Origin of the sequence: Neisseria sp. P0019.S002, assembly GCF_051957155.1 — a bacterium.
Taxonomy (GTDB): Bacteria; Pseudomonadota; Gammaproteobacteria; order Burkholderiales; family Neisseriaceae; genus Neisseria; species Neisseria perflava.
Window position 1 is genome coordinate 29,331 of sequence record NZ_JBQCWS010000006.1, and the last position, 24,628, is coordinate 53,958.

General features: G+C 46.9%; 25 protein-coding genes. 6 read left to right on the plus strand and 19 right to left on the minus strand.

Annotated features, from left to right (window positions below; all coding sequences use genetic code 11):
• Positions 1-265: 265 nt before the first annotated feature.
• The 10 genes from ACTHTY_RS09420 to ACTHTY_RS09465 all read right to left on the minus strand — a co-directional run bounded on the left by ACTHTY_RS09420 (position 266) and on the right by ACTHTY_RS09465 (position 14,515).
• On the minus strand, positions 266-1,285 hold the full coding sequence (locus ACTHTY_RS09420) for an FAD:protein FMN transferase (RefSeq protein WP_440367372.1): 1,020 nt from the start codon (positions 1,283-1,285) through the stop codon (positions 266-268).
• A 118-nt stretch (positions 1,286-1,403) separates the two neighbouring features.
• Entirely contained in the window at positions 1,404-1,898 is a 495-nt protein-coding gene (locus ACTHTY_RS09425; protein WP_371492227.1) for a nitrous oxide reductase accessory protein NosL, read from the minus strand.
• On the minus strand, positions 1,895-2,725 hold the full coding sequence (locus tag ACTHTY_RS09430; protein ID WP_036493197.1) for an ABC transporter permease: 831 nt from the start codon (positions 2,723-2,725) through the stop codon (positions 1,895-1,897). Before ACTHTY_RS09430 ends, ACTHTY_RS09425 begins: the two co-directional genes overlap by 4 nt.
• Entirely contained in the window at positions 2,722-3,621 is a 900-nt protein-coding gene (locus tag ACTHTY_RS09435; protein ID WP_440367373.1) for an ABC transporter ATP-binding protein, read from the minus strand. The genes ACTHTY_RS09430 and ACTHTY_RS09435 overlap by 4 nt, the downstream gene beginning before the upstream one ends.
• A 56-nt stretch (positions 3,622-3,677) precedes the next feature.
• A complete protein-coding gene (locus tag ACTHTY_RS09440) occupies positions 3,678-5,057 on the minus strand; it encodes a nitrous oxide reductase family maturation protein NosD (protein WP_440367375.1) in 1,380 nt (459 codons plus the stop codon).
• Between the two features lie 198 nt (positions 5,058-5,255).
• A complete protein-coding gene (gene nosZ / locus ACTHTY_RS09445; RefSeq protein ID WP_036493194.1) occupies positions 5,256-7,223 on the minus strand; it encodes a TAT-dependent nitrous-oxide reductase in 1,968 nt (655 codons plus the stop codon).
• 108 nt (positions 7,224-7,331) lie between these two features.
• Positions 7,332-9,599: a 4Fe-4S binding protein gene (locus ACTHTY_RS09450; RefSeq protein ID WP_440367378.1), complete on the minus strand. Its 2,268-nt coding sequence runs from the start codon at positions 9,597-9,599 to the stop codon at positions 7,332-7,334.
• Positions 9,600-10,066: 467 nt separating this feature from the next.
• Positions 10,067-11,143: a trimeric porin PorB gene (porB, locus tag ACTHTY_RS09455; protein ID WP_440367379.1), complete on the minus strand. Its 1,077-nt coding sequence runs from the start codon at positions 11,141-11,143 to the stop codon at positions 10,067-10,069.
• A gap of 313 nt (positions 11,144-11,456) precedes the next feature.
• Complete coding sequence (gene truA / locus ACTHTY_RS09460) at positions 11,457-12,302, minus strand: tRNA pseudouridine(38-40) synthase TruA (RefSeq protein ID WP_440367381.1); 846 nt, start codon at positions 12,300-12,302, stop codon at positions 11,457-11,459.
• Between the two features lie 227 nt (positions 12,303-12,529).
• Complete coding sequence (locus ACTHTY_RS09465; protein ID WP_440367442.1) at positions 12,530-14,515, minus strand: FimV/HubP family polar landmark protein; 1,986 nt, start codon at positions 14,513-14,515, stop codon at positions 12,530-12,532.
• Positions 14,516-14,868: 353 nt separating this feature from the next.
• On the opposite strand from ACTHTY_RS09465, the gene ACTHTY_RS09470 reads away from it, so the two are divergent.
• From ACTHTY_RS09470 to dtd, 6 genes are all read left to right on the plus strand, one after another.
• Complete coding sequence (locus ACTHTY_RS09470; protein ID WP_440367382.1) at positions 14,869-15,402, plus strand: septation protein A; 534 nt, start codon at positions 14,869-14,871, stop codon at positions 15,400-15,402.
• Complete coding sequence (locus tag ACTHTY_RS09475) at positions 15,402-15,692, plus strand: YciI family protein (RefSeq protein WP_004519663.1); 291 nt, start codon at positions 15,402-15,404, stop codon at positions 15,690-15,692. The genes ACTHTY_RS09470 and ACTHTY_RS09475 overlap by 1 nt, the downstream gene beginning before the upstream one ends.
• The gene (locus ACTHTY_RS09480) at positions 15,689-15,961 is read left to right on the plus strand and encodes a BolA family protein (RefSeq protein ID WP_440367384.1); all 273 of its coding nucleotides are present in this window, start codon (positions 15,689-15,691) and stop codon (positions 15,959-15,961) included. Before ACTHTY_RS09475 ends, ACTHTY_RS09480 begins: the two co-directional genes overlap by 4 nt.
• Before the next feature lie 69 nt (positions 15,962-16,030).
• Positions 16,031-16,903 carry a peptidylprolyl isomerase gene (locus ACTHTY_RS09485; protein ID WP_440367386.1) on the plus strand — a complete coding sequence of 291 codons (873 nt, stop codon included), beginning with the start codon at positions 16,031-16,033 and terminating at the stop codon, positions 16,901-16,903.
• 43 nt (positions 16,904-16,946) lie between these two features.
• Positions 16,947-17,711 (plus strand): peptidyl-prolyl cis-trans isomerase, encoded by a 765-nt coding sequence (locus ACTHTY_RS09490; RefSeq protein WP_440367388.1) that lies wholly within the window; start codon positions 16,947-16,949, stop codon positions 17,709-17,711.
• 97 nt (positions 17,712-17,808) lie between these two features.
• Positions 17,809-18,270 (plus strand): D-aminoacyl-tRNA deacylase, encoded by a 462-nt coding sequence (gene dtd / locus ACTHTY_RS09495; RefSeq protein ID WP_049331178.1) that lies wholly within the window; start codon positions 17,809-17,811, stop codon positions 18,268-18,270.
• Positions 18,271-18,326: 56 nt separating this feature from the next.
• Here dtd and ACTHTY_RS09500 read toward each other — a convergent pair whose 3' ends face one another.
• The 9 genes from ACTHTY_RS09500 to hisF form a co-directional block, all read right to left on the minus strand.
• The gene (locus tag ACTHTY_RS09500) at positions 18,327-18,848 is read right to left on the minus strand and encodes a gluconokinase, GntK/IdnK-type (RefSeq protein ID WP_440367389.1); all 522 of its coding nucleotides are present in this window, start codon (positions 18,846-18,848) and stop codon (positions 18,327-18,329) included.
• Positions 18,849-18,938: 90 nt separating this feature from the next.
• Positions 18,939-20,324 carry a GntP family permease gene (locus tag ACTHTY_RS09505; protein ID WP_440367391.1) on the minus strand — a complete coding sequence of 462 codons (1,386 nt, stop codon included), beginning with the start codon at positions 20,322-20,324 and terminating at the stop codon, positions 18,939-18,941.
• 573 nt (positions 20,325-20,897) lie between these two features.
• Complete coding sequence (gene tatC, locus ACTHTY_RS09510) at positions 20,898-21,674, minus strand: twin-arginine translocase subunit TatC (protein ID WP_440367392.1); 777 nt, start codon at positions 21,672-21,674, stop codon at positions 20,898-20,900.
• Positions 21,675-21,689: 15 nt separating this feature from the next.
• Entirely contained in the window at positions 21,690-22,352 is a 663-nt protein-coding gene (tatB, locus tag ACTHTY_RS09515; RefSeq protein WP_440367394.1) for a Sec-independent protein translocase protein TatB, read from the minus strand.
• 3 nt (positions 22,353-22,355) lie between these two features.
• A complete protein-coding gene (gene tatA, locus ACTHTY_RS09520) occupies positions 22,356-22,559 on the minus strand; it encodes a Sec-independent protein translocase subunit TatA (RefSeq protein ID WP_003679438.1) in 204 nt (67 codons plus the stop codon).
• Positions 22,560-22,600: 41 nt separating this feature from the next.
• Positions 22,601-22,924: a histidine triad nucleotide-binding protein gene (locus ACTHTY_RS09525; RefSeq protein ID WP_049329536.1), complete on the minus strand. Its 324-nt coding sequence runs from the start codon at positions 22,922-22,924 to the stop codon at positions 22,601-22,603.
• A gap of 117 nt (positions 22,925-23,041) precedes the next feature.
• Positions 23,042-23,365 carry a phosphoribosyl-ATP diphosphatase gene (locus ACTHTY_RS09530; RefSeq protein ID WP_003679440.1) on the minus strand — a complete coding sequence of 108 codons (324 nt, stop codon included), beginning with the start codon at positions 23,363-23,365 and terminating at the stop codon, positions 23,042-23,044.
• Between the two features lie 32 nt (positions 23,366-23,397).
• Positions 23,398-23,805 (minus strand): phosphoribosyl-AMP cyclohydrolase, encoded by a 408-nt coding sequence (gene hisI / locus ACTHTY_RS09535; protein WP_440367396.1) that lies wholly within the window; start codon positions 23,803-23,805, stop codon positions 23,398-23,400.
• A 44-nt stretch (positions 23,806-23,849) separates the two neighbouring features.
• Entirely contained in the window at positions 23,850-24,617 is a 768-nt protein-coding gene (gene hisF, locus ACTHTY_RS09540; protein WP_440367397.1) for an imidazole glycerol phosphate synthase subunit HisF, read from the minus strand.
• Positions 24,618-24,628: the final 11 nt, after the last annotated feature.

Consider the following 24,628-nt stretch of genomic DNA (forward strand, 5'->3'; position numbering starts at 1 on the left):
TTCCCATATATGTTGTGTTTCTCCGTATCGAAGGGGTTTGAGCGGTCGAAATACCGTTTTGCTTAGATATTAAAGCTTCGTGCTTTGAAATGAGTGAATTTTTGTTTTAAGTGTCGTAATCTCTTGCTAATTACTCCCAGCTGCAAGAGTTTCAGGGTTGCCCTTGGGCAGCCCTTCTTTTTTTATATTTCATTATTTCAATATCTTAGACTTTTCCTTATTCATATATTCAAACCAACTGGCAAAACCATTCTTTTTCTCAATCTCAAATCTTCTTCAATTCATTATTCGGCATCACCAGCCAAACCTGTGCCTTTTTAACTTGGGCCGCTGCTCGGATGGCCGCTTCATCCATAATAGAAAATGCGGTAGAAAAAGCATCGGCAACTGCCGCACTTTCCGCCATAACGCTCATGCTTTTATAGCGCGGCTGGCTTCCGCCTGTGCGCGGGTCAAACAGATGGGTAAATTTGCCTGCCTCGTCCATTACCGTGCCATAGCCGCCCGATGTGGCAAACGCTTGATTTTTCATGGCAATGGTGGTCAGGATTTGGTCTTCTTGGTCAGGATTGCGGATGCTGACATTCCACTCGCGCTGGTTGGCATTATCAAAGCCGTAAATCTCCCCCATATCAATCAATGCCTGAGAAACGCCTTGCTGCTTCAACAATTCAGCTACTTTGTCGGTGATATAGCCTTGGGCAATGCCGTTAAGCGACAAGCCCATGCCTTTTTGGGCAAAACGGATTTCTTTGGTATCAAAATCGACTTTGTTGAAATCCACTAATTTGAGCGTGTCTTTGATACTGCGCTCAGATGGTGGCGTTTCGGTTTTTGGGTTTCGCCTGAAATGATCGGCATACAGATTCCACAAAGGCTGAATGCTAGGATCAAATGCACCTTGCGTCAGCTGATGGATATCTCGGCTGATACTGAGCAGCTGTAAAAAATCGGATGGCGGATTTTTCAGACGGCCTTCTCGGTTTAAACGGCTGATCAGGCTGTCGTCCCGATACAGGCTGAAGATTTTTTCCAACCGTGAAACTTCTGCCAATACTTTGTTGATCAGTATCTCCGCCTGCCTGCGCCCAACGCCGAACAAACGCAACTCCGCGCCCGAACCCAATGCAATGCCTCTCCAAATAACTGGCTGCTCTTCTTGATTTGGGCTGGCCGGACGAGTCGGCTGATTGGTTTTGCGGCTGATGGCAAAAGGAATGCCGACACCGGCGGCAAGTGTGGCGGCGATAGCAATGAAACGGCGGCGCGTTAAAGGGGTGGACATAAAGTATTCCTTAGATTTTTTATCTTTATATTGAAAGCCGCATTCATTAAATCAGCAATCGGCAGCTTCCAACACAAAGGCCGTCTGAAACTGTTTCAGACGGCCTTTATTGGTTGTTTTATTTGAAAATATATTCGTCGGGCATCTCTGCGAAACCGACAACTCTGCCGCCTTTTTCTTTGGCGAATTTTTCAGCCTGAGCCTTGTCGGCAAACGGAAGTGCATCTTCCGCACCCATGCCGCCGATAAAGCTGCTTTCGATAACGTAATAGGCCTTTTTCGCATCTATCCATTCAGTATCGGCATTGGGTTTTTCCCAATCTTTGACTTTACCCATATCGGTAACATAGATGATATGAATGCCTTTCGGCTCTTCAGGCAGCTTGGTGTAGCCGAACATCTGCTTGATGGTGGAAAACCAAACCGGTTTGTCAGGTTTGCCGTTCAAGAAGATTTGCGCTTTAGGGCCGTTGTGTTCAGTCAAATTCATGCTGCAGTAATGACCCACTGCGCTGTCGCTGATTTGTTGGGGCGCAGGCGGAGGGCTGTTGTCCTGCTTGCTGCAGGCTGCCAATGCGATGAGTGTGAAGGTTGTCAATAATATTTTTCTCATATTTGTCGCTTTCCGAAAATCCAGGCGGCTAAAATCAAAGGAATGATAACCCATAATACCTGAGCCGTCAGCAAAACAGGCATACTCAGGCTGATTTGTTCGCTCAAACCTGCCATGCCGGCATACATGGCTGTATTTTCGTAACCCGTCAGGTTCAGCAGGCGATAAATGTCTGCGGGGTTGAACAAAAGAACGGTTTCCACTACAGGCGCGGTAATGACTTGTTCGGTATCGGCAACCAAAACACCCAAAAGCGCCATATCGAAAATAACGACAAAAAACAGCCATACGCCGATGGCGATACCGGCGGCGGTACCGCGTTCTTTAACTTTTGCGCTGATCAAATAGCCCATGGACAAAAAGGCTGCGCCAAGAATCACGCTGGCAGCAATCAAAAGGGCGAAAGGCTGCCATGCGGCAATATCAAAACCGCCGTTGGCAAGCTGAAGGGTAATACCTGCCAATCCGTAGCCTGCCGTGGTAGCAAGGGCAAGAATGATGAGGTGGCCGATAAATTTACCGGCAAGGATTTGGTTGCGCGAGATGGGGTAACTTAGCAGCAACGCCATTGTACCGCGCTCTATTTCGCCGATCAGTGCATCATAAGAGAGCAACATCGCAATCAGCGGAATCAGGAAAATAGACAGGCTGGACAGGCTGACTACGGTTACCGTCAAGGGATCAACCTTGACCGAACCGGTAGGCGAGCTGCCGAGAAAGCCTAATGACAGTGCCAATGCGGCAAGCAGGAGCGCGGCGGCGAGTACCCAACGGTTGCGCAGGCTGTCGCGGACTTCTTTGCCGGTAATAATCCAAACGGGGTTCATACGTCTTCCCTCTTCAAGAATTGCGCGTACATATCATCAAGTGTAGGTGTGTGGATATCGATGTAGGCAAGACTGCCCAAATCACCCAATTCACTCAAAAGAGCCATGCGCTCTTCTGCTTTACATTGCGCTTGGTATGACAGGCCGTCTGAAAGCGGATGCCAACGCTCGCTCAACGGGCGCGCTTCTTTCAAGCGGACGTTGACGGTCAGCGGCAGACCGCTTTGAATATGCAACTCATCCATGCTGCCGTCGGCAACTTTCACGCCGTTTTTCATGACGATGATGCGGTCGGCGTGGCCGTCAAGCTCGGCCAGTGCGTGGGTGCTGAGCAATACGGTTGCGCCTCGCCCATTGAGTTCGCGCACAACTTCGTAAAACATTTGACGCGAAGCCGGATCAAGGCCGGTAGTCGGCTCGTCAAACAATAAAACTTTAGGCTCCCCCAACAAGGCTTGTGCCAAAGCGAGGCGTTGACGCATACCTTTAGAGTAAGTGCCGACGCGGCGGCGTGCGGCCTGGGAAATGCCGACACGCTCGAGCAATTCGCGGTTTTTACTCAGGGGCTGTTTTTTAAGTTTGGCATAGAAATCCATGGTTTCGATACCGGTCAATGAAGGGTGCAATGCAACCGTTTCAGGCAGGTAACCGATTTGGCTGCGACGCTGCGCCCCTGCTTTACTGCCGGTTGGCTCTCCCAAAAGCATCACTTCGCCCTCGGTCGGCGTAATCAGACCGAGTATCAGCTTCATAATGGTAGATTTACCTGCACCGTTGTGTCCTGCCATGCCGACGCTTTCGCCAGCCTTGAGAACCAGATCGACTTGGTTGACGGCCTTTTGGCTGCCAAACTGCTTGGTCACGTTTCTTAATTCAACGTGGTTGGTACCGTTCATGGATATTCCTCTAGTGAATGTTTCAGACGGCCTTTGATATCGGGCCGTCTGAAAGGTTACATATTGGCATTTCCGCCTGTCAGCGCACCATTTTCGGCATTACCCCATTCGGATTGGTGCGTTTTTGCTTCATGCAGCAATTCGTCCTTCATGGCTTCGTATTTGGTTGTCGTTTTATTGCGGACGGGGTTCATCAAAGGCTTGCTGTCAATTACGCCGCCAGGCAGGATGGCGGGAAATTGCGATTGCGCCCATTTGACAATGCTGATGGCAGGGCTGTTCATCAATAACCGGGCGACGGGTGCGCGCCAGATGATTTGGTCGATAATCCCGTTAGGACGGTAGGCACTGTCGCCGAAACCGTCGCCGTCAAGGTCAAAGGCGCTGTTATCGCTCCAATAGTTGCCGCGACCACCCTCGCCCCAATCAAGGAAACGGGTGCTGACGTATTTGACTTGGCTTTCGTTGTTGATAAACGAATTATTGAACAGGCTTGTGCCTTCAATGGCCGCGGTAAAGTGAATACCGATTTGACAGTTTTCAAAATGATTGTCGAAAATTTTATTGTAGTTGGCATTGTAGGCAAACACGCATTTGCCTGCCTTGTTGATCACATTATCGTGAATTTCGGAATAATTGACGTAGTTGAGCATAATGCCTTGGTCGCGGCTGCCAACGGCAATGTTGCCATACACTTTCAGGCGTTCGGAAAACATCAGCACATAACCCATGTTGTTGCCGACGGAGATATTGTTGCTGACTTCGCTGTCATTGGTGTACATATAATGGACGGCAAAGCGCAAGTCGCTAAAGCGGTTGCCTTTGTAGGTATTATGGGTACTGGTATTTGAAAAAATACCGTCACGGCCTTTGGAAATATCGTTATCGATCACTTGCGCACCGGGCGCATTCCAGACGGTTACGCCGTTGCCGCGTTCGTTGACGCGCAGGGTTGCATCGCCGATGATTTTATTTTCCCGCACCATGGATTCTGCCGCACCGTGAATATACACGCCGACGGAATTGTCGATGATGTTGTTATGCTCCACCAGCGCGTGCGTTGCCGTCTCTTCTAAATAGATACCGGCATCCATTGCCGGCAAACTCATGCCGGAATGGGAAATAGTCAGATTGCGCAAAGTTACATCAGACGCATGAACGGCAACCGTCCTCCCGCTCCGGTCGCCGACAATCTTGGCGGAACGGTCGGCAGGGCCTTCAATAGTAATCGGTTTGTCAATATAGAGTTTGGTCTTGTATGTACCGGAGGCAAGCTTGAGCGTATCGCCGGCTTGGGCGCGCGCCAAAGCATCATTGAGATTGTCTTGTGCGGATACGTTGATGACTGCGGCAAAGGCCGTCTGAACCATGCTGCCAAGCAGCAATACGAGTGCGGCACGTTGCCATTTGGAACGATGGATTTGTGTGTGCGTCATAATCATATCTCTGTTTCAGACGGCCTGCTTGCCGCATGATAAACTGATGCGGAAACAGGTATTTTAGTGTTATAGCAAAGCTGTCTGATGATGGCTTTCATTTTGTGGCCATATCGGCCGACAAACAACTTTGCTATAAAGGCCGTCTGAAAGAATGTTTTTTCAGACGGCCTGAAGAATTAAATCATCAAACCGAAATTATTTTGGTTTAACAATCATTTGGCCAGACATTTCCATGTGCAATGCGTGGCAGAACCATTGGCAGTAGTACCAGTGTACACCTGGACGGACAGCCTTGAAGGTTACAGAAGATGTCGCTTGCGGGCCAATCTCCATAGCGATACCGTAACCTTCCAAAGTAAAGCCGTGAGTCAAGTCTTCAATGGTCTCAACGTTGGTTACATATACGGTAACTTCGTCGCCTTGGTTCACTTCAAATTGAGGAACGCTGTAAGCAGGCGCAACGGCAGTCATGTACACGCGTACTTTGTTGCCTTCACGTACGACTTTGGCAGCTTTTTCCAGCTCAACACCGTCTTTTTGGGCTTGTTCCAAAGCTTCTTGCCAGAACCATGGGTCTTTGCGGTCCCAAGTTTTGCTTGGGTTCACTTTAGACGCGGCAACCAAGCACAAGTCGTGTGGTTCGGCAAAAGTCGGATTGTCATGCACCAGACGCATTTCGTCGCCGGAGATGTCGATCAATTGGTCACACTCAGGTTTCAAAGGACCGGCATTCAAGAAGCGGTCTTTAGAGAACTTGTTCAAAGATACCAACCATTTACCGTCGGCTTCTTTGGTTTCGCCCATAGTAGTGTGGTTGTGGCCAGGTTGATAGTGAACGTCGAGTTTTTGTTTGATCGGATCGATTTTCTCGCCTTTATAGGCTTTAATCGCATCGTCGATGTTCCATTTCACCATTTGGCTGTCGATAAACAATGTAGTATAGGCATTGCCGCGACCGTCAAATGCAGTGTGTAATGGGCCAAGACCCAGTTGAGGCTCGGCTACGACAACATCGCGCTCTTTGATTTTACCTGCAAACAAGTCATCCAGTTTGCTGACATCCAATACGGTAACGGTTGGAGACAGTTTACCGTTGAGCATGATGTATTTGCCGTCAGGGCTTGCATTACAGCCGTGAGGAGAGTTAGGAACCGGGATGTAACGAGTGTATGGAGAGTTGGCTTCCGCACGACCGTCCAACATTTTCACGCCGTTAACTTCTTTGAAGTCGCCTTTTTTGATGCCTTCTTCGATAGCGGCCAGGTTAAATACCACACACCAGTCTTGTTCGTTGGAAGATGCACCTTGTACAGTCAGAGCGCGCTCAGAGTTATAGCAGGTAGAGAAAGAGTATTTACCTTGGTAGTCGGCATCGCCATTATCCAAGTTACCGTCTACCAATACTTGCCATGCGATGTCCATGGTTTCGCCGTCAACTGCAGTATAAACGGCATTCCAAGTTTTAGGATCATCCCATTTGCCTACGCCGTCAACAGGAACGATATGCTCACCGTTGGCAAATACGTAGCCAGTTTTCGGATAGCGTTGAGGACGCAGACCGTGAACACCTGAAACGTTTGGAATTTCAACGATTTTATCGGTTTTCATCACATCCAAGCGGATACGGCAAACGCGGTTGTTTGCTTTATCGTTGGCATATGCATAGCGGCCGTCGTAAGTTTGATCGGTAAAAGACAAGTGCGGGTGGTGCAAGTCGCCGTTAGGGTAGCAGCGCAGACCGCTGTCTTGCAGGAATTTACGGGTTTCCGGCGTAATTTTTTCATTCAAAATACGCAGGCTCTCGTTGGTACGACCCCAACCGGTAGCGCTGTCCATATTGAACACAGGGATACGCATCAACTCACGCATAGAAGGTACGCCGATCAAGCGCATTTCGCCTGATTGACCGCCTGACAAGAAACCGTAGTATTGGTCAAGTTCGCCCGGACCGACTTCGGAAGTTTGTTTGCCCGGTTCGGCAGAATGAGCAGCGGCTTTTTCGGCAGGTGCAGCACCGGAAGCAGCAGCTTTATCACCCTCGCCGTTAGAGCAACCGGCCAAGCCCAACAAACCGGCACCGGCAATACCTGCACCGGAAGCAGCGGCAGTACCTAAGAATGAACGACGGCTTAAGCCGTTTTGTTCTAATTTTTCGTCTGACATACGACACTCCTTGGATAAAATCCGGCGGCCGATTTTTCAGACGGCCTGCCGATAAAAAATTTTCTAAGTCGGGCTGCCGATACAGCCCTCTTTTTTATTGATAAATTACTACTTATCGACACTGATTGCCGATTCTTTTTTAACAAACTGGACGACTTGTTCTTGGGCATTTTGCGTCGCTGCAGCATCATGCTGTTCAGCTTTTGCCGCCGCTTGTTTTTGTTTTTTCTTATTCGTTGCCACTACTTGGGGACAACGCGTATCGTGATGATACATTACCTGACAATGCAGACATTGGATACATTCGTTCGGATGAATGTCGCCTTCAGGTGCGATTGCCTGTACTGGGCATTCGTGTGTACAAATCTGGCATGGGTTACCGCACATTTTATAACGGCGCAGCCAATCAAACACACGGAAGCGGCCCGGCAATGCAATACCTGCACCCAAAGGACACAGATAACGGCAGAAGAAACGTTCGATGAACAAGCCTGCAATCAGCAAAGCGGCGGCGAACAGAACAAACCACCATTCACGCATGAATTTCAAAATAATTGCAGTTTTGAAAGGCTCAATTTCAGCAAATTTTTCAGCCGTACCCAAATCGTACAGGGAAATTGCCAGCAAAGCGAAGAAAATTACATATTTAATCGCACTCAGACGGGTATGCAACAAGTGTGGCACTGTAATTTGTTTCAGACCCAATTTTTTAGCGATACGGTTGGTTAACTCTTGCAATGCACCGAAAGGGCACAGCCATCCACAGAATGTACCGCGGTTCCACAACAGCATGGTCGCCGCTGTAAAGAGCCACAGAATGAATACCAGCGGATCCATCAGGAAAAATTCCCAGTGGAACTCAGTCAAAACGGCTGAGAACAACGTCAAAGTATTCACTACCGATAATTGTGCCTGAGCATACCAGCCGATATAAAACAGCGTAAAGGTCAGGAAACAAAGACGGAATCGGTCATACCATTTTTCGTAACGGACAATCCAATCTTGGAACAGGAATACCAACAGAAGAATTGTCAAAGCAATACCGACAACCACGATTTGACCTTGTTTGGCTTTCCAAACCTGTTTCCAAAGTTGGTTGGATACGCCTTCCTCAGCCGTTGCATCTTCTGCAATACCTGTACTTTCCTCCGGAGCAGAGGCTGCCACAGCCACCGGCTCAACCGGTGCACTAATTTCAACCGGCGGTGCTTTAGGATCGTCAACGTAGTAGCCTTTTGGCAATTCATAATCCAAATCGGCAGTTACAAATGCCTTATCATTTACGCTCAATACGCGTTGAATCATCAATTGCAAACGCCATGGTTCAGCACCATCAAATTCCACACCTTCGGGGATAGTGAACCAAGAAACTTCTTTAAATGCAGGCGCACCTTCGGCGGATAAAGCAACTACACGTTCATGTTGCGCATCGGTAAAGCGGAAGCTGGTATCGCCTTGAATCATTTCAATACGGTCAAAGATACCGCCGCGGACATAACCCGAACCTTTCCAAGAGTAGCGACCCTCGCCGGCCACCATCACGGCTTCTTGGCCAGGTTTCAAACGTTTTTGCAGGTTGTTCCAACCGGCTTCACCTAAAAGGCTTTTACCGATGGAAGGTTGGCTGACCAAGGCAACATACAGATCAATAAATGTATCATTACCATCGCCCTGCTCCGCATGATCTGCCACACCTGCCTTACCGCTTTTCTCAAACAGTTTATTGATTTCGTCGATAGAAATATGCAGATGACCGACGGCTTTTTGTTCCAAAAGCGCATTCCATGACAGGATATCTTGTTTGTCTTGATTGGCAACACGACGCGGACGGGTTTGAACGGCAGGCTCGGCAGACTGTTCGACTGCTTTATCTGTACCCAAATGATATTGATGGATTACTGCTTTAACAGAGCGCTGAATACTGTCATTGATGACCATCAGGGTTACAGTCGCACCACTAATAATATCCCCTGGTGCAACACCTGGTTGAGGCGGGTTTTTAATAAAATTTAAGCCGATATATTTGTCAATGAATTTATCGACACGGGATTGCGGGATACCGATCAACATAATCGGCTCATGGTGTTCAACCAATTTTGCGCCGGCAATAGTGCCATCATTGGCCAAGGCAACCATTGTATCGATCGGTTTGCTCGAATAACCGCGCGTATTGACCACGTCAGTCGTGATATAAACCAAGCCAAGCTGCTCTTCACCCTTGTACACGCGAGCAACTAAGGGCTTACCTTCAGGCTTACCGTAGCGGTCAGCACCTGGGAAAATTTCAGACGGCTGAACTTTTGCCAAGAAATCAGGCAAGCGTTCCGCGTAAGCAGGCAGGTTTACCATCATCATGAAAAATACAGCGAACAGCATAAGGATTCGTTTCCAAATGCCACTTAAACACTTTACTTCAAGGCAGGACATGGCTATTCCCGATATATCGATACTCTAAACACTGATATTATATGAATCATCTATCAGCAATAATTTGATTAAAATCAAATTTACAAATCTTAAAACCAGATTCTACATACTAATAATACTTTAGAACTACATTAGATGAACCTTTTATTATTAGGCATGAAACATAGGAAAATCAACTCAATCCAAGAATCATCCCTATATTATTAACTTATTTATAATAATACTCAAAACAATTTCTGAAATTTCATTTAGCATATATTAAATAGAATATAACCTGACTTAAATTTCCATAGGTCGTCTGAAAACGAATATCGAAAATACTTTAACCTGCCCCTGCAATGACAAAATACATTTCTTACAAAAACAAAAAGAGCCTGTATAAAACAGGCTCTTTTTCAGACTAATCTTAAGTAAGATTAGAATTTGTGACGCAGGCCAACAGTACCAGCAGTTTTCTCGTATTTGTTGTCGCCTTTGCCTTCTTTCAACCAACCGGCTGACAACAGGGCAGAAGTCCGTTTAGAGAAATCGTAGTCAGCACCAACGATAACTTGGTTGTAAGCGCTGTTCTTTTGTTTCACGCCTTCTTCTTTAACTTTGAAGCCGTGAGCGTAAGAAACACGAGGAGTCACGTTACCGAAGCGGTATGCAGCAGTTGCACCAACTTCAGTACGTTCGTTTTTCTTAGCATTAGCAGCATCTTTTTTAAAGCCTTCATATTGACCTACAACAGCAACCATCAGGTTGTTAGCATCGTAACCAGCAGTCAGACGGTGAGCTTGATGATCTTTATAAATATCAGCAGTTAGGGCAGTGTTGTGGCTGAACGCATTTAAGTGTTTATCATCCAAAGATGCACGTTTAGCATAAGAACCAGCATAGCGACCAAAGAAACCAGAGTTTTCATAGTTCAAGCCCAAGCCGTAAGAATCGCGGCTTTTCTTAGCGTGATTGTATTTATCGCCAGGGTTAGCATTGTCGCGAGGTTGGTATTGTACACTTGCGCTGAAACCACCCAATACAGGAGTATCGTAACGTACAGATACTTTACGATCATCTACACGTTTGATTTTACCCAGTTGCAGAGCGTCTTCGTTAGCTGCACCAGACTCCCAAGGATCGAAGCTGTCGCTGCTGTCGTTCAGAGCAGTATTCAAGTTACCGGCACGAACTTTACCGAAACCACCTTCCAAGCCCAAGAAAGATTCACGGTTAGCAAAACCAGAGTCAGTACCGGCGATAGAAGTTTTTTGTTCAACTTGCCAGATAGCATTCAAGTTGCTACCCAAGTGTTCGTGACCTTTGAAACCGATGCGAGAACCGTAATCAGCGATTTCAGTAGCAGTTTTCTTACCTTCCTGAACTTTACTAAATTTTCCAGTTTTTACTTTAGAAATATCCACGCCGGCTTTGATTTGACCGTACAGAGTCACATCAGCCATAGCTGCAACAGGCAGAGCTGCCAAAGTCAGAGCAATCAGAGATTTTTTCATTGCTGTATTCCTTTTCTATTGTGAAGAAATAACTTAAGCAGACCGGACAATCCGCTTAGGCTTACTTTATCGCTGGAATCAGCGATTCCATGACTGTCACTATAATTGTTCCTTTCTAAAAAAACAAACTTTATTCAATTTCCCCCCACTACTGTAGAAACCAAACAAAGGCAGAGACAACCCCAAAAATGGAAATTTATTATTTAAAATCAATGATAAATTTCTTCAAAATCAAGATTTGCATTTTTACAACACTTTATCAGTTTACACATCAATCACGCTATTTTGTTGCTTTTATACCAACAATCCGCAGTCAGGCCGTCTGAAAATCATTACCTAGAACGCTCATCCACTCGGGCAAAGATAGTTGCGTTACCCCAAACTCATCAGGATAGTCAACACCTGTTAAATACAGGCCATCTGACATAAAAGTTGGCGGAGCCTTCAATCTACTTTTGGCATGAAAGACCGACTCAAACTCATTTACACTGATTCTGCCACTACCCACATACACCAATGCCCCCATAATATTGCGTACCATATGATGTAAGAATGCATTCCCATGCAAATCAAGGCACAGATAGCGAGAAGTTCCACTAATCTTTGTACTATATAGTGTCTTTATAGGGGATTTCGCCTGACATTCGGCCGCTCGAAAGCTAGAAAAGTCATGTTCCCCCTCCAACAAGACAGCAGCCTGCCTCATCAGATTTAAATCTAATTTCAAATGCGTCCATCCTACTCTGCCAACTAATAATGGAGAACGAACCGGTGAAGATTCCAATAAATAACGATAATGGCGGCCATAAGCATCAAATCGGGCATGAAAATGAGGTGCAACTTTTTGCGCAATCAACACAGCAACACCATCAGGCAAATGTGCATTGACTCCCCGCACCCATGCTTGCTCCGGACGGCTTACTGATGTATCAAAATGCACTACCTGGGCAGTTGCATGCACACCCGTATCCGTCCTTCCCGCAACAATAGTATTAATTTGCTCCCCTGCTATTGAAGACAATGCCTGCTCCAAGGCCGTCTGAACAGTCGGCAAATCTCCGGCCTGTTTTTGCCAACCATAAAAACGGCTTCCATCATAAGAGAGGGTCAAAGCCCAACGCTGCATCAGATGCCCTGTTGTATTTGCTTGTTCAGTCATTTCTTATACTTCTTGTAAATTGATATTGTTGCCTACGCTTAAGCAACAAATATTAAAAAGGCGTGATCAACACACGCCTCCATTATGTCTTTCAGACGGCCTTCATCTTCAACCATCATATAAAGCTGAAATCTTACCCAACTGACAATAGACTCAGCCAAAATCTTGCTTTTTAATTTACCATAAAAAAGATGCCGTCTGAAACGGCATCTTCATTTTACTGGCACTTATGCGCCAAGTTCTTTCATCAGTTTTTGGGCTTTATGCAGAATATCGCCTTCAGCCTCTTCAATCAGCCCTTGCAATGTTTCTCGAGCTGCTTCAGGATCACCGATTTCGATGTACATCTTAGCCAAATCATATTTAGCTTCAAACGGTGCAGTTATTCCGACTGATTCTGAAACAAAGCCCCTTTCACTATTGCTTTTATCGGCGGCTACTGAAACATCTTCAGCTCCCCATTCCAATGCACCTTCTTCAATCACAAACTCAGAAGCAGCTTCTTCTTTCTCTACTTCTTCTTTGGTTTCTTGAATTTGCAAGTCTTGATCTTGCTTGACCTCGAATGGCAACGCATGACCGTCTGAAGCTTCAGGGGTTTCTACCGTAAACTCGAGTGGCTCTTCATTTCTTGACTCGGAGACTTTTTTCTCTGCCGCCAAATCAAACTCAGCAAATGCATTTGCCTGCTCTTCTTTACGTTCAGGCATAACAACAGATACTGGCTGATACGGATTTTCTGGTTCAGGCTCGTACACGCTTTCCGTTGATTCGATATTATCCCAATCAGCATGGCGACGTTGCTCTGTCTCAACATCATGCGTTACTGCACCTGAAAGAATACCTGCCTGACTATTGTCAATCTTACCCAAATCAAGTTTGACATCATCAATATTGGAAGATTCTTCTACCTCATTGATAACCACATCATCTTCAAAATCATCTTCGATAAACAAACCGTCTTGAGTTTTTTCAGACGGCGTTACTTTAGTTGCAGCAACCGCAGCAGCTGAAGCGGCAACATTTTTCTGTACAGCCTTCTCTTCATCCTTACGGCTTACAGGTGCCGCTTCCGGCTCGTCTTTACGTTTACCGGCAGCTTTCAACAACAACCAAGCAGCAATAAGGGCTGCACCGCCTGCCAATAACCATTTCCATAAATTGCCGTCTGATTCGCTTTCTGTTTGCTCTGCGACAGAATCAGTGGTTGCAACAGGCTCAGAAGCCACTACGTTCTCTTGAGCATCAGAAGCCATAGCTTCTTGAATATCGGACGTAGGAACAGTCGATGCGGCATTTTCATTAACCGCCGCAGATGCTGCTTGTTCTGTTTGTTCAGCTGAAGCTTGTTTCACTTCTTCCTGTTGCTGTGTATTTACGCCAGCATCTTTGACCTGAGCTTCAGTTTGAGCCTCAGGCTGAACAACAGGTTTTTCTGTTTTAGCTTCTGTTGCATTGGCGATTTCATTGCCTTTCTCTACTGCTGTATTGGTTTTAACAGGAGCAGAAGCAGCCAAACGTTGCAATTCGCTACGGTTTGGAATATTCAGCACCTTACCTGCCAACATACGGTTAGCATTATTATCGATAAACACATCCGGGTTGGCATTTACCAAAGCCTGGATGGTTTGATCCAAAGTCATACCTTGCGGACGGATGCTCGACGCAATGGCGATCAGGGTTTCACCTGTACGCACCAAATGCTGTCTGCCTGAACGTGCAGCTGTGTCGTTTTTAGCAGAGGCCGTCTGAACTTGTTTTTTCTCAGCCTTACGCTGCACATCCTTACGCGCTTGAGCTATCTGATTACCTGCTGCTTTATTGTTTTTAGTTGCAGGCTGTTGGGCATTGCGTATCGGCTCGGAGGATTGAGATTCAGTAGCCGGACGGGTACGAACAGATGCAGCATCTTTAGAATCATATCCGGCCGGATCGATAATAGCAGTGTATTCACGCGATTGCGCGCCGACACCTACTTGGAAAACCAAAACAGGATCTTTGATGGCTTTAGAAGAGCGGATGGTAACGACTGCCTTATCGCCTGATTTGCGTACCACCGCGCGCAAATTGCCATTTGAAATAGTGGCCTTGCCGCCGTTAAGCAGAGCCTGGGCTTCCTCGCCTGTTACGGTAATACTGCCTGTAAAAGGTTCGCCCAGATGAGATTGGACATTCAAGCCGCCCAAACCTGCTGAAGCACCGAGCGATGTCATTAAAGCGATAGAAGCTGTAATTAATTTAATATTGTGATGTTTTTTCAAAACTGATCCCCTGTTCGGAAATTATGGTACTGACCAATGTGCGCGCATTTAACCATATATTTACTAGATATTACGTCATGATATATTTTTAACCCATTCCTGCCAAGCAATACAGGCCATTCAGCCTGAAATTCCTTGGTAAATCTATTACTTTTGCATGCTTGTGTTTCTTTTTTACAAATTTCTCCGACCCAAAACAAATATTTTATATAAATATATGCGACATTAAAGTCATGAGGGAAGGTGCAAAAAAACACATCTCCCTGTATGATTAGCATTTACTCAATTAGTTTCATCATTAACATATGAAGGTTTTGAGCGACTTATTCGCCGTATTCTTATTTTTCATCACATACATCATCACCAAAGACATGATTGCCGCAACGACTGTTGCGGTTGTAGTCGGCATAGCCCAAGCTGCGCTGACCTTTTGGAAACACCGCAAGCTGGACACCATGCAATGGATCAGCCTGATTTTGATTGTCTTTTTTGGCGGTGCAACGATTTTACTGAAAGACAACCGCTTCATCATGTGGAAACCGACCGTTCTGTTTTGGATCGGCGCGATTGTCATGCTGTTTAGTCATCTTGCCGGTAAAAACGGGCTAAAAGCCGTGATGGGTAAAGAAATGCAGCTTCCTGATTTTGTATGGACACGCCTGACTTATGCATGGATTGGCTTCCTGATTTTTATGGGGGCTGCCAATCTCTTTGTCTTTACGTATTTTCCAGACCAATGGGTCAATTACAAATTGTTCGGAACATTGGGTTTCACAATCATTTTTTCTATCGCACAGGGCATGTATCTGATGCGTTTCCAATCTAAGGAGGATCAATAATGGAATATTTTATGCTTTTGGCCACTGATGCCGAAGATGTCCACGAAGCACGCATGGCAGCACGCCCTGCTCATTTAGCACGCTTAGAAGAATTGAAAGCGCAAGGCCGTCTGCTGACTGCAGGCCCCAATCCTTTACCAGATAATCCGGAACGCGTTTCCGGCAGCCTGATCGTGGCTCAATTTGAATCTTTGGACGCTGCACAAGAATGGGCTGAACAAGACCCTTACGTCGATGCCGGCGTATACGCAGAAGTATTGATTAAACCCTTTAAAGCCGTATTCAAATGAGCAATATGCGTCAAATTATCGAGGAACGCCTGCAGGCGCTTGAGCCTGAGTTCTTCGATTTTGAAGATGAAAGCCACCTGCACGCCGGCCATGCCGGCAATAAAGGCGGTGGGCATTACGCTATAGTGGTGGTCAGCAACGTATTTGAAAATATCGGCCGCCTCCAGCGGCAACGTATGATTAAGCAGCTTTTGCAAGACTTGTTTTCAGACGGCCTGATTCATGCACTCAGTATCAAAGCGGCCACGCCGGACGAATACTTCCATTAAGATTACTACTCAAACTTTGATTTCTAATCATTAATTCATTTCCAATCATTAATTTAAAAGAGAAATACGATGAAAAAAACCTACTTTGCTTCAACCTTGATGCTTGCCCTGACTTCCGGCACCCTGTTTGCCCAAACTTTGGTTACCGTCAACGGTCAAGCCATCGACAGCAGCGTTATCGATGACCAAGTTGCTTCCGTACGCGCCAGCAACCCGAACGTTCAAGACACTCCTGAATTGCGTCAAATGCTGACTGAACGCCAAGTTATCAGCACTGTTGTTACCCAAGAAGCCAAAAAATTAAAACTGGATCAAAGCGCTGAATTCAAAGCTGCATTGGAGCAAGCGCGTGCCGATGCCGCCAAGCAAGGCGCAGATAAAAAAGCCACATTCAAAACCGAATGGGCAGTTTTCGAAAATGATTTGTTAGGCCAAGCCTTCGCGGCGCATATCGTCCGTCAATATCCTGTCCAAGAAAAAGATGTCAAAGCCGCTTACAACGACTTCAGCAACTTCTATAAAGGTACTCAGGAAGTCCAACTGGGCGAAATCTTAACCGACAGCAGCAGCAATGCCCAAAAAGCCATTGCCGATTTGGACGCGAAAAAAAGCTTTGTTTCGGTATTGAACCAATACTCAATTGACGAAGCGGCCAAAAAAGCCGGCGGCATCCCTAAAGCTTATGTTCCGCTTAAAGATTTGCAAGAATCAGCTCCTCCGCTTTACGCTGCTGTCAAAGACCTGAAAAAAGGTGCGCACACTAAAACGCCGCTGCAAAACGGTAATTTGTATGCCGTTTTCTATGTCAATGACCGTCGCAACGTTACCGTACCTTCTTACGAAACCGCTAAAAACGAGATTGGCAGCGACTTACAGGCAGCCCGTGTTGATGCGGCCATTCAATCATTGCTGAAAAAAGCCAGCATCAAAGTCAACAAATAATATAACGTGCCCGCCGTGATAGCGGCGGGCAAAAGGAACTCACATGAACATCAAGCCCAAAACTGCCGTTTTGGCTATCCTCGCCCTGTCGACGATCGGTTTGGCAACCGCCAAAGCACCTGATATCGATCCCGCCCGCATCGACAGCATGGTTGCCGAAGTATTGAGACAGGCCGACCAGCATCCCAACCAAACTGCCAAACCCGATGGTCAGGCAATCCGCAAAGATGTGGTTACACGCTTGCAGACTTTGGAAGTCTTGAAAAATGAAGCCTTCAAAGCTGGTTTGGACAAAGATGCGGAAGTACAGAATCAATTCAAAAACGTTGAAGCTGAGTTCTATGCTAACCAATACGCTGCTTATCTAGAACGTCAAACCGCAGTTGACGATGCCGAGTTGCGCCGTTTCTACGACCAGCAAACACGCATTATCAAGCTGCAACAAGTCAGCTTTGCTTCAGCCGACGAAGTACGAGCCGCGCAAGAACTGTTGCTCAAAGGCTTGTCATTTGAAGAACTGATGAAACGCTATCCCAACCCAGAGCAAGAATTTGATGGCTTCATCTCTCCACAGCAGCTTCCTCCTCAACTGGCTACCGCTTTTGCCGACTTGAACCGAGGCGATGTAGCGCATGAGCCGATTCAAATAGAAAACCGTTTTTATCTGTTTAAACTCAGTGCAGTAGAACGCGATCCTAAAGCAAAACCTTTCGAACTGGTGCGCAATCAGCTTGCCCAAGCCGTTAAACGACAAAAAGTCGAGAATCAGATCGAACGTATCTTGAAAGAAAACGGCATTAATCCGTAAATTGATTCAATGGTTTCAGGCCGTCTGAAACCATATTTGAACCCAGAGGGCGTATCTTGCGCCCTTTTTCTACAACTCCTTGTATTCACAAAACATTATGCGTGCTGTCATTCAAAAAGTTACCCAAGCCAAAGTTGACGTTTTGTCCGAAGATTCCCGAGAAACCTGCGGCGAAATCAACAACGGATTTATGATATTGCTCGGCGTTACACATACCGATACAGAAGCGGACGCCAAATACATTGCGGATAAAACCGCCAACCTGCGTATCTTTGAAGATGAAAACGGCAAATTAAATTTATCGCTCAAAGATGTCGGCGGCTCGATATTGCTGGTTTCCCAGTTTACCCTTTACGCCGATGCGCGTAGCGGCCGCCGCCCATCTTTCTCCAATGCCGCGCCCGCAGAACAAGCCGATAAGCTTTATCAATACACCGCACAACTTCTACGCGAACATGGATTGACTGTCGAAACCGGCAGATTCCAAACCCATATGCAGGTTTCCCTTTGCAATGACGGGCCGGTTACCTTATTGCTTGACTCGCAAAAAACATTCTAAATCCCATCAAAAAAGGCCGTCTGAAATCTTTCAGACGGCCTTTCCATTTCTGATCATTACTGAATCAAGCCTTGCGCTTTCACCCAGTTCACAATATCTGCCTCAACGGCTTCAGGCGAACCCGGATTATCGATTTTGACACCGTACTCATCCGTACCCAGCTCTTCCAAAATCTCCAGCTGCGAATCCAGCATTCCGGCTTTCATATAGTGCCCCTGACGCGACAGCATACGCTCAAGATTAATTGCTTGAGGCGGAGTCAGATGGATAAAAGCCACCTTCCCTTCCGCACCACGCAGAATATCGCGATAGTGATGCTTGAGTGCGGAACAAGTAACGATAGAATATTTTTCCCCGTTTTTTGCCTGCTCCGTCATCCAATCACGCAAATTGCCCAGCCATGGGTAACGGTCTTCATCTGTCAACGGAATACCGGCACCCATCTTATCGCGGTTGGCTTGGGTATGAAAATCATCGCCTTCGGCATAGGGACATTGATCAAGATATTTTTGCAACGAGAGTGCGGCAGTGGTTTTACCGCAACCGCACACGCCCATCATGACAAAATGTGTCGCCATTTTTCTACTCCTTGTTTATCTAGATTTTAACGGTATTTAAAAACGGGCGGATTGTGTTATCTCAAAGACACTATCCGCCCATTCTTCCGATTAAACCAAAACAAACAACACTGACGATAAAGCAAAACCGATGAGTGCGATAAGTGTTTGGTTGACCGTCCATGTCTTCAAGGTCGTCGGCACATCCATATCCAACAGACGGCCGACAAGCCAGAAGCCTGAGTCGTTAAAGTGGCTGCAACCAACGGAACCTGCCGCCGTAGCCAATACCACGCAAGTAATCTGCCAATCGCTGAAACCTGCCGCCTCAACGGCCGGTGCCATCAACGCGGCAGCGGTAGTCAGGGCAACAGTTGCAGAACCTTGCGCAATACGCAAAACCAAAGCCACTAAGAAACAGCCCAGTATAACGGGAATATACAAGTGGGTCATGCTGTCGGCCAAAGCCTTACCGATACCGGAAGCACGCAACACACCGCCGAACATACCGCCTGCACCGGTAATCAAAATGACCGAGCAAACCGGACCCAATGCACCATCGATGGTTTTCTCCAAAGCGCTGGCTTTTTCGCCACGTTTGCCACCCAATACATACAGGGCTACCAAAACGGAAATCAGCAAAGCAATCGGGGTCGAACCAAGCATTCGTGCAAACTGCACCCAGCCTTCTTCCGCACTGACCATTTTCTCGCTGATCAAAGCAGACAAACCGGTATTCAAGAAAATCAACAACATAGGAATCAGCATAATACCGACGACGGTAGATGCTTTTGCAGGCGCTTTCGGTTGGTCGTTATCTTGCGTACCGCCACTGATCAGATCAGGAACGGGTACATGAATGCTGCGACCCAAAACTTTACCCAATAAATAGCCGCTGAAATACCAAGTAATCAAGGTAACAGGCAAACCCAAAATCAGCAGTTGACCAATATTTGCGCCATAAAATTCAGAAGCTGCAATCGGGCCGGGATGTGGCGGCAGGAAGACGTGCATGACGGAAAATGCGCCAATAGATGCCAACGCATAGGGCAAAACAGTTTGCTTCATGCGGCGTGCCGTTGCAAACACAATCGGCAACATCACCACCAAACCGGCATCAAAGAAAATCGGAAAACCGAAAATCAAAGAAGCCACGCCTAAGGCAAACGGCGCACGATTCTCACCAAAAATCCGAATCAGCGCATCTGCCAAAGACTGAGCACCGCCGGAAGTTTCCACCAAACGGCCAAGCATTGCACCCAAACCGACCAACAACGCCACGCTGCCGAGCGTGCCGCCAAAGTTTTTGACCAACACATCATTGACGATACTGCCCATAGGCAGGCCTGTTACGATAGCAGTCAGTAGGCTGACCAATACCAACGTCAGTAAAGCATGAACGCGCAGTTTCACAATTAAAATCAAAATCAGCAAAATTGCCGCCGCCGCAATACCGAGCAAAGTACCGGCACTCAGCGTTTGAGTCCAACCATCCATTTTGAAGCCTTTCTCTGTAAGAAAAATACAAACTTATTAATGTTTCTTAATATATATGGATACGATAACACATTTTTACACAGAATCACACGACTGGATTTAGTCAAAATATAAACTTCTCTTTTTCAAAACCCTTTTGCCAGATGCTTGATAACTAAGGATAGCAAAGAAAAAATAAAGGTAATAAAAAGGCCGTCTGAAAAGTAGTTAATTTTCAGACGGCCTGACATCATACTTTTTAATAAAATAGAAACGAATATTTTTTCAATTACCTAAAATCAAGTATTTTCAGCTTATGCCTTGGTAAAAATTACCTCATTTTCCAAACGGAATTCCAGCAGTTTGGTATTAAAATCATCTTCAGAATACCAGCCCATTGACGCATAAGGGACCGTTACGCATTACTGCTTCGATTTCGGCAAAATCCTCGGTCGAAATTTTTAGTCACATCAAAAGAATTTAGTGCTGTAACGTTTTTGTACGATTCCCCGAACATTCATCATGCTTTTTCTTAAAAACTGAAGTGCCATGATACAAAAGCCGTCTGAAAAATTCTTCAGACGGCCTTGATTCTTAAACTTCTGACGGTGGTTGCGGTGTATCCTCATCTTCCTGCTGCGTTTTCGCTTTGATAAAGCGGCTGAACCAAATACCTGCTTCATAGAGCAGAATCAGCGGAACAGCAAGCAGGGTTTGAGAAATTACGTCCGGCGGCGTGATGATTGCAGCCACGACAAACGCACCGACAATCACATACGGACGCGCATTCTTAAGCTGTTCAGTCGAAACAATACCCATTTTTGCAAGCAACACCACAACAACGGGAACTTCAAACGTCGTACCGAATGCAACAAACATGCCCAAAATAAAGGACAGGTATTTGTCAATATCGGTCGCCATATTGACGCCGACAGGGGTTACCCCGGCCAAGAATTTGAAAATAACGGGAAATACCAAAAAATAGGCAAACGCCATACCGACAAAGAAAAGCGTCACGCTGGACAACACCAGCGGCGTAATCAAGCGTTTTTCGTTTTGGTATAAGGCAGGAGCGACAAACGCCCAAACTTGATACAGCGTGTGCGGCAACGACAGCAGAAATGCCGCCATCAGAGTAACCTTGACCGGCACAAAAAACGGCGCGATCACATCGGTTGCAATCATGCTGGTATCTTTAGGCAGATTGGCCATCAATGGTTCGGCAACAAAGGTATAGAGCTGCTGGGCAAACGGCATCATACCCAAAAAGCAGACGACGATACCGATGACGATCCACATCATGCGGCGGCGCAGCTCGAGAAGATGCTCGATAAGCGGTTGGACGGGTTGTTCGTGTTGAGTTTCGGACACCGGTTGACTCACTTTTTACTTACGGACACGCAGTTTGGGCTTGGCGTGGAATTTCGGGCGCATATCGCGTTTGCGGCTCATCGCCTGCTTACGCAAAGAAGTCGTATGCAGCGGAGGAACATCGGCAACAGGGGATTCGATATAGCTGACTTCTACCACAGGAGCAGGCGAAACCGAAGCCGTCAAATACTCACGCCAAGCGCGGTCTTGCTCGGACTCGGCATTTTCAGCCTTGACAAGCTCTTGGGTTTGTACTGCCCCACTCTGCTCAGAAGCCTGGATTACACTTTCATGCTCAGTGCTGTTTGAAACCAGATCAGGCAAAGGATTGCCAAACTCATCCACACCGAAATCGGCAGGCGTTTTCTGCTCAGGCAGGCGTTCCCATGGCTTGAGGCCGTCTGAAATATCGCTCAGATTTTTTTGTGCATCGTTGCCCAAGTCTTTGATACCGTCGCGAAACTCAGATGCGGCGGTTTCAAATTCCTGCTTTACCTTGCGCAATTCGTCCAACTCAGCCTGAGTGTTGAGTTCCTGCTTGACGTTATTGACGAATCCTTGCAATTTACCGACCAAACGCCCGGCTGTGCGCGCGGCTTGCGGCAGACGTTCGGGGCCAAGCACTATCAGGGCGACAACGCCGACCAGCAGCAATTCGCCCAAACCGAAATCAAACATGGATTATGCTTTGTCTTCGTCTTTTTTGTGTTCGATGACTTCGTCTTTTTTGGCATCTTTGCCGTCAGTACCTTCGTTCAGGCCTTGTTTGAAGTCATGTACCGCACCGCCGAGGTCTTTGCCGACGTTGCGCAATTTTTTGGTACCGAATACCAAAACGACGATAATCAGTACGATAATCCAGTGCCAAAGAGAGAAGCTACCCATGATAAATCCTTGAATTTGTTTAATTTAAAAAGAGATAATAATTATGCGGGCGTACCCATGATATGGATATGCAGGTGGAAGACTTCTTGTCCGCCGCCTTTGCCTGTGTTGATCAGGGTTTTGAAACCGTCGGTCAAACCTGCCTCATGGGCGATTTGAGGAACTTTCAACATCATTTTGCCCAATAGGGTTTGATGTTCGGCAGTGGCGTGTGCCAGTGAATCGAAGTGCACTTTCGGAATCAGCAGCAGATGCACCGGCGCAGCAGGACGGATGTCTTTGAAACAAAGCATCTCATCGTCTTCGTAAACAGTTTGTGCCGGAATATCTTTGGTTGCGATTTTGCAGAAAATACAATTATCCATAATGGCTCCAATGGCCGTCTGAAAACGGGCGTAACGGGTTTCAACCAAAAAAGGGAAATCGTTTTACCCCAAGAGACGGATTCTGAAACAGGTCAAATACGGGATTGTAATATAAATTCAAGATTCTTTGCGAGAAGCTTTTTCCACTAATCCCGACAAACCTTGACGACGCGCAAGCTCGTTTACTACATCTTCGGCGCGCAAGCCGTGATGCGCCAATAAAACCATGGTGTGAAACCACAAATCCGCCACTTCGTAAACCAAATGTTCGCCACCGCCATCTTTAGAGGCCATCAAGGTTTCACCCGCTTCCTCAATGACTTTTTTCAAAATCTTGTCTTCGCCTTTGTGCAGCAGTTGGGCGACATAAGAAGCATCGGGATCGCCGCCTTTGCGCGAATCGATGACGTTTTGAATTTGGGTAAGGATAGTATCGGTCATGGTCGGTTTCTCTTATTTTCTTTCAGACGGCCTTAAGGATTTTTATGTCCGTAAATCGCCTCTTCGTCTTTCAACACGGCATCGACTGTCTGCCATGCGCCCTCTTGCCAAACTTTGTAAAAACAGCTTTCGCGCCCGGTATGACAGGCAATGCCGCCGTTTTGTTCAATCAGCATGACCACAGCGTCGCCATCGCAATCCAGACGTAATTCATGTACTTTTTGCGTATGTCCGGACTCTTCGCCCTTCATCCATTGTTTCTGGCGGGAACGGCTGTAATAGTGGGCAAACCCAGTTTCTACGGTTTTTTGCAGGGCTTCGGCGTTCATCCAGGCAACCATCAGCACACGGTGTGTCTGCCAATCTTGGGCAATCGCGCAAACCAAACCTTTTTCATCAAATTTTACGGCATTCAGCAGCGTTTCGTTTATGTTCGACATTCGCGTTTTTCTCCCATATTTTTCAGACGGCCTTTGGGTAGCAATCACAAACGCACTTCGATTCCTGCTTCACGCATGGCCAGTTTCGCTTCGCGGATACTCGCTTCGCCAAAGTGGAAAATACTGGCGGCCAACACTGCATCCGCCTTCCCTTCTTTAATGCCGTCCACCAAGTGTTGGACCGAACCGACGCCGCCGGAAGCAATGATCGGAATATCCACCGCTTCGCTGACCGCGCGTGTCAAAGGCAGGTTGAAACCTTGCTTGGTACCGTCCCGGTCCATGCTGGTCAGCAAAATCTCGCCCGCACCGCGCCGCTGCATTTCGACAGCCCATTCCACCGCATCCAAACCGGTCGGATTACGTCCGCCGTGGGTAAAGATTTCCCAACGGGTGTTTTCAGGGTTAACCGCTTTGGCATCCACGGCAACGACAATTGCTTGCGAACCAAAAAAACCGGCCGCTTCGTTGACCAAATCAGGATTGGTTACGGCAGCCGTATTGATGCTGGCCTTATCGGCACCGGCATTGAGCAGGCGGCGGATATCGGCAACCGTACGCACACCGCCGCCGACTGTCAATGGAATAAAAACTTGCGAAGCGACCGCCTCGATAACGTGCAAAATAGTATCGCGATTGTCGCTGGAAGCGGTAATGTCCAAAAAGGTCAACTCATCCGCGCCTTCATCGTTGTAGCGTTTGGCAACGTCAACCGGATTACCTGCATCGCGTAAACCCAAAAAGTTGACACCTTTTACCACGCGACCGTCTTTTACATCCAGACAAGGAATAATTCGTTTTGCCAATGCCATACTCAATACCT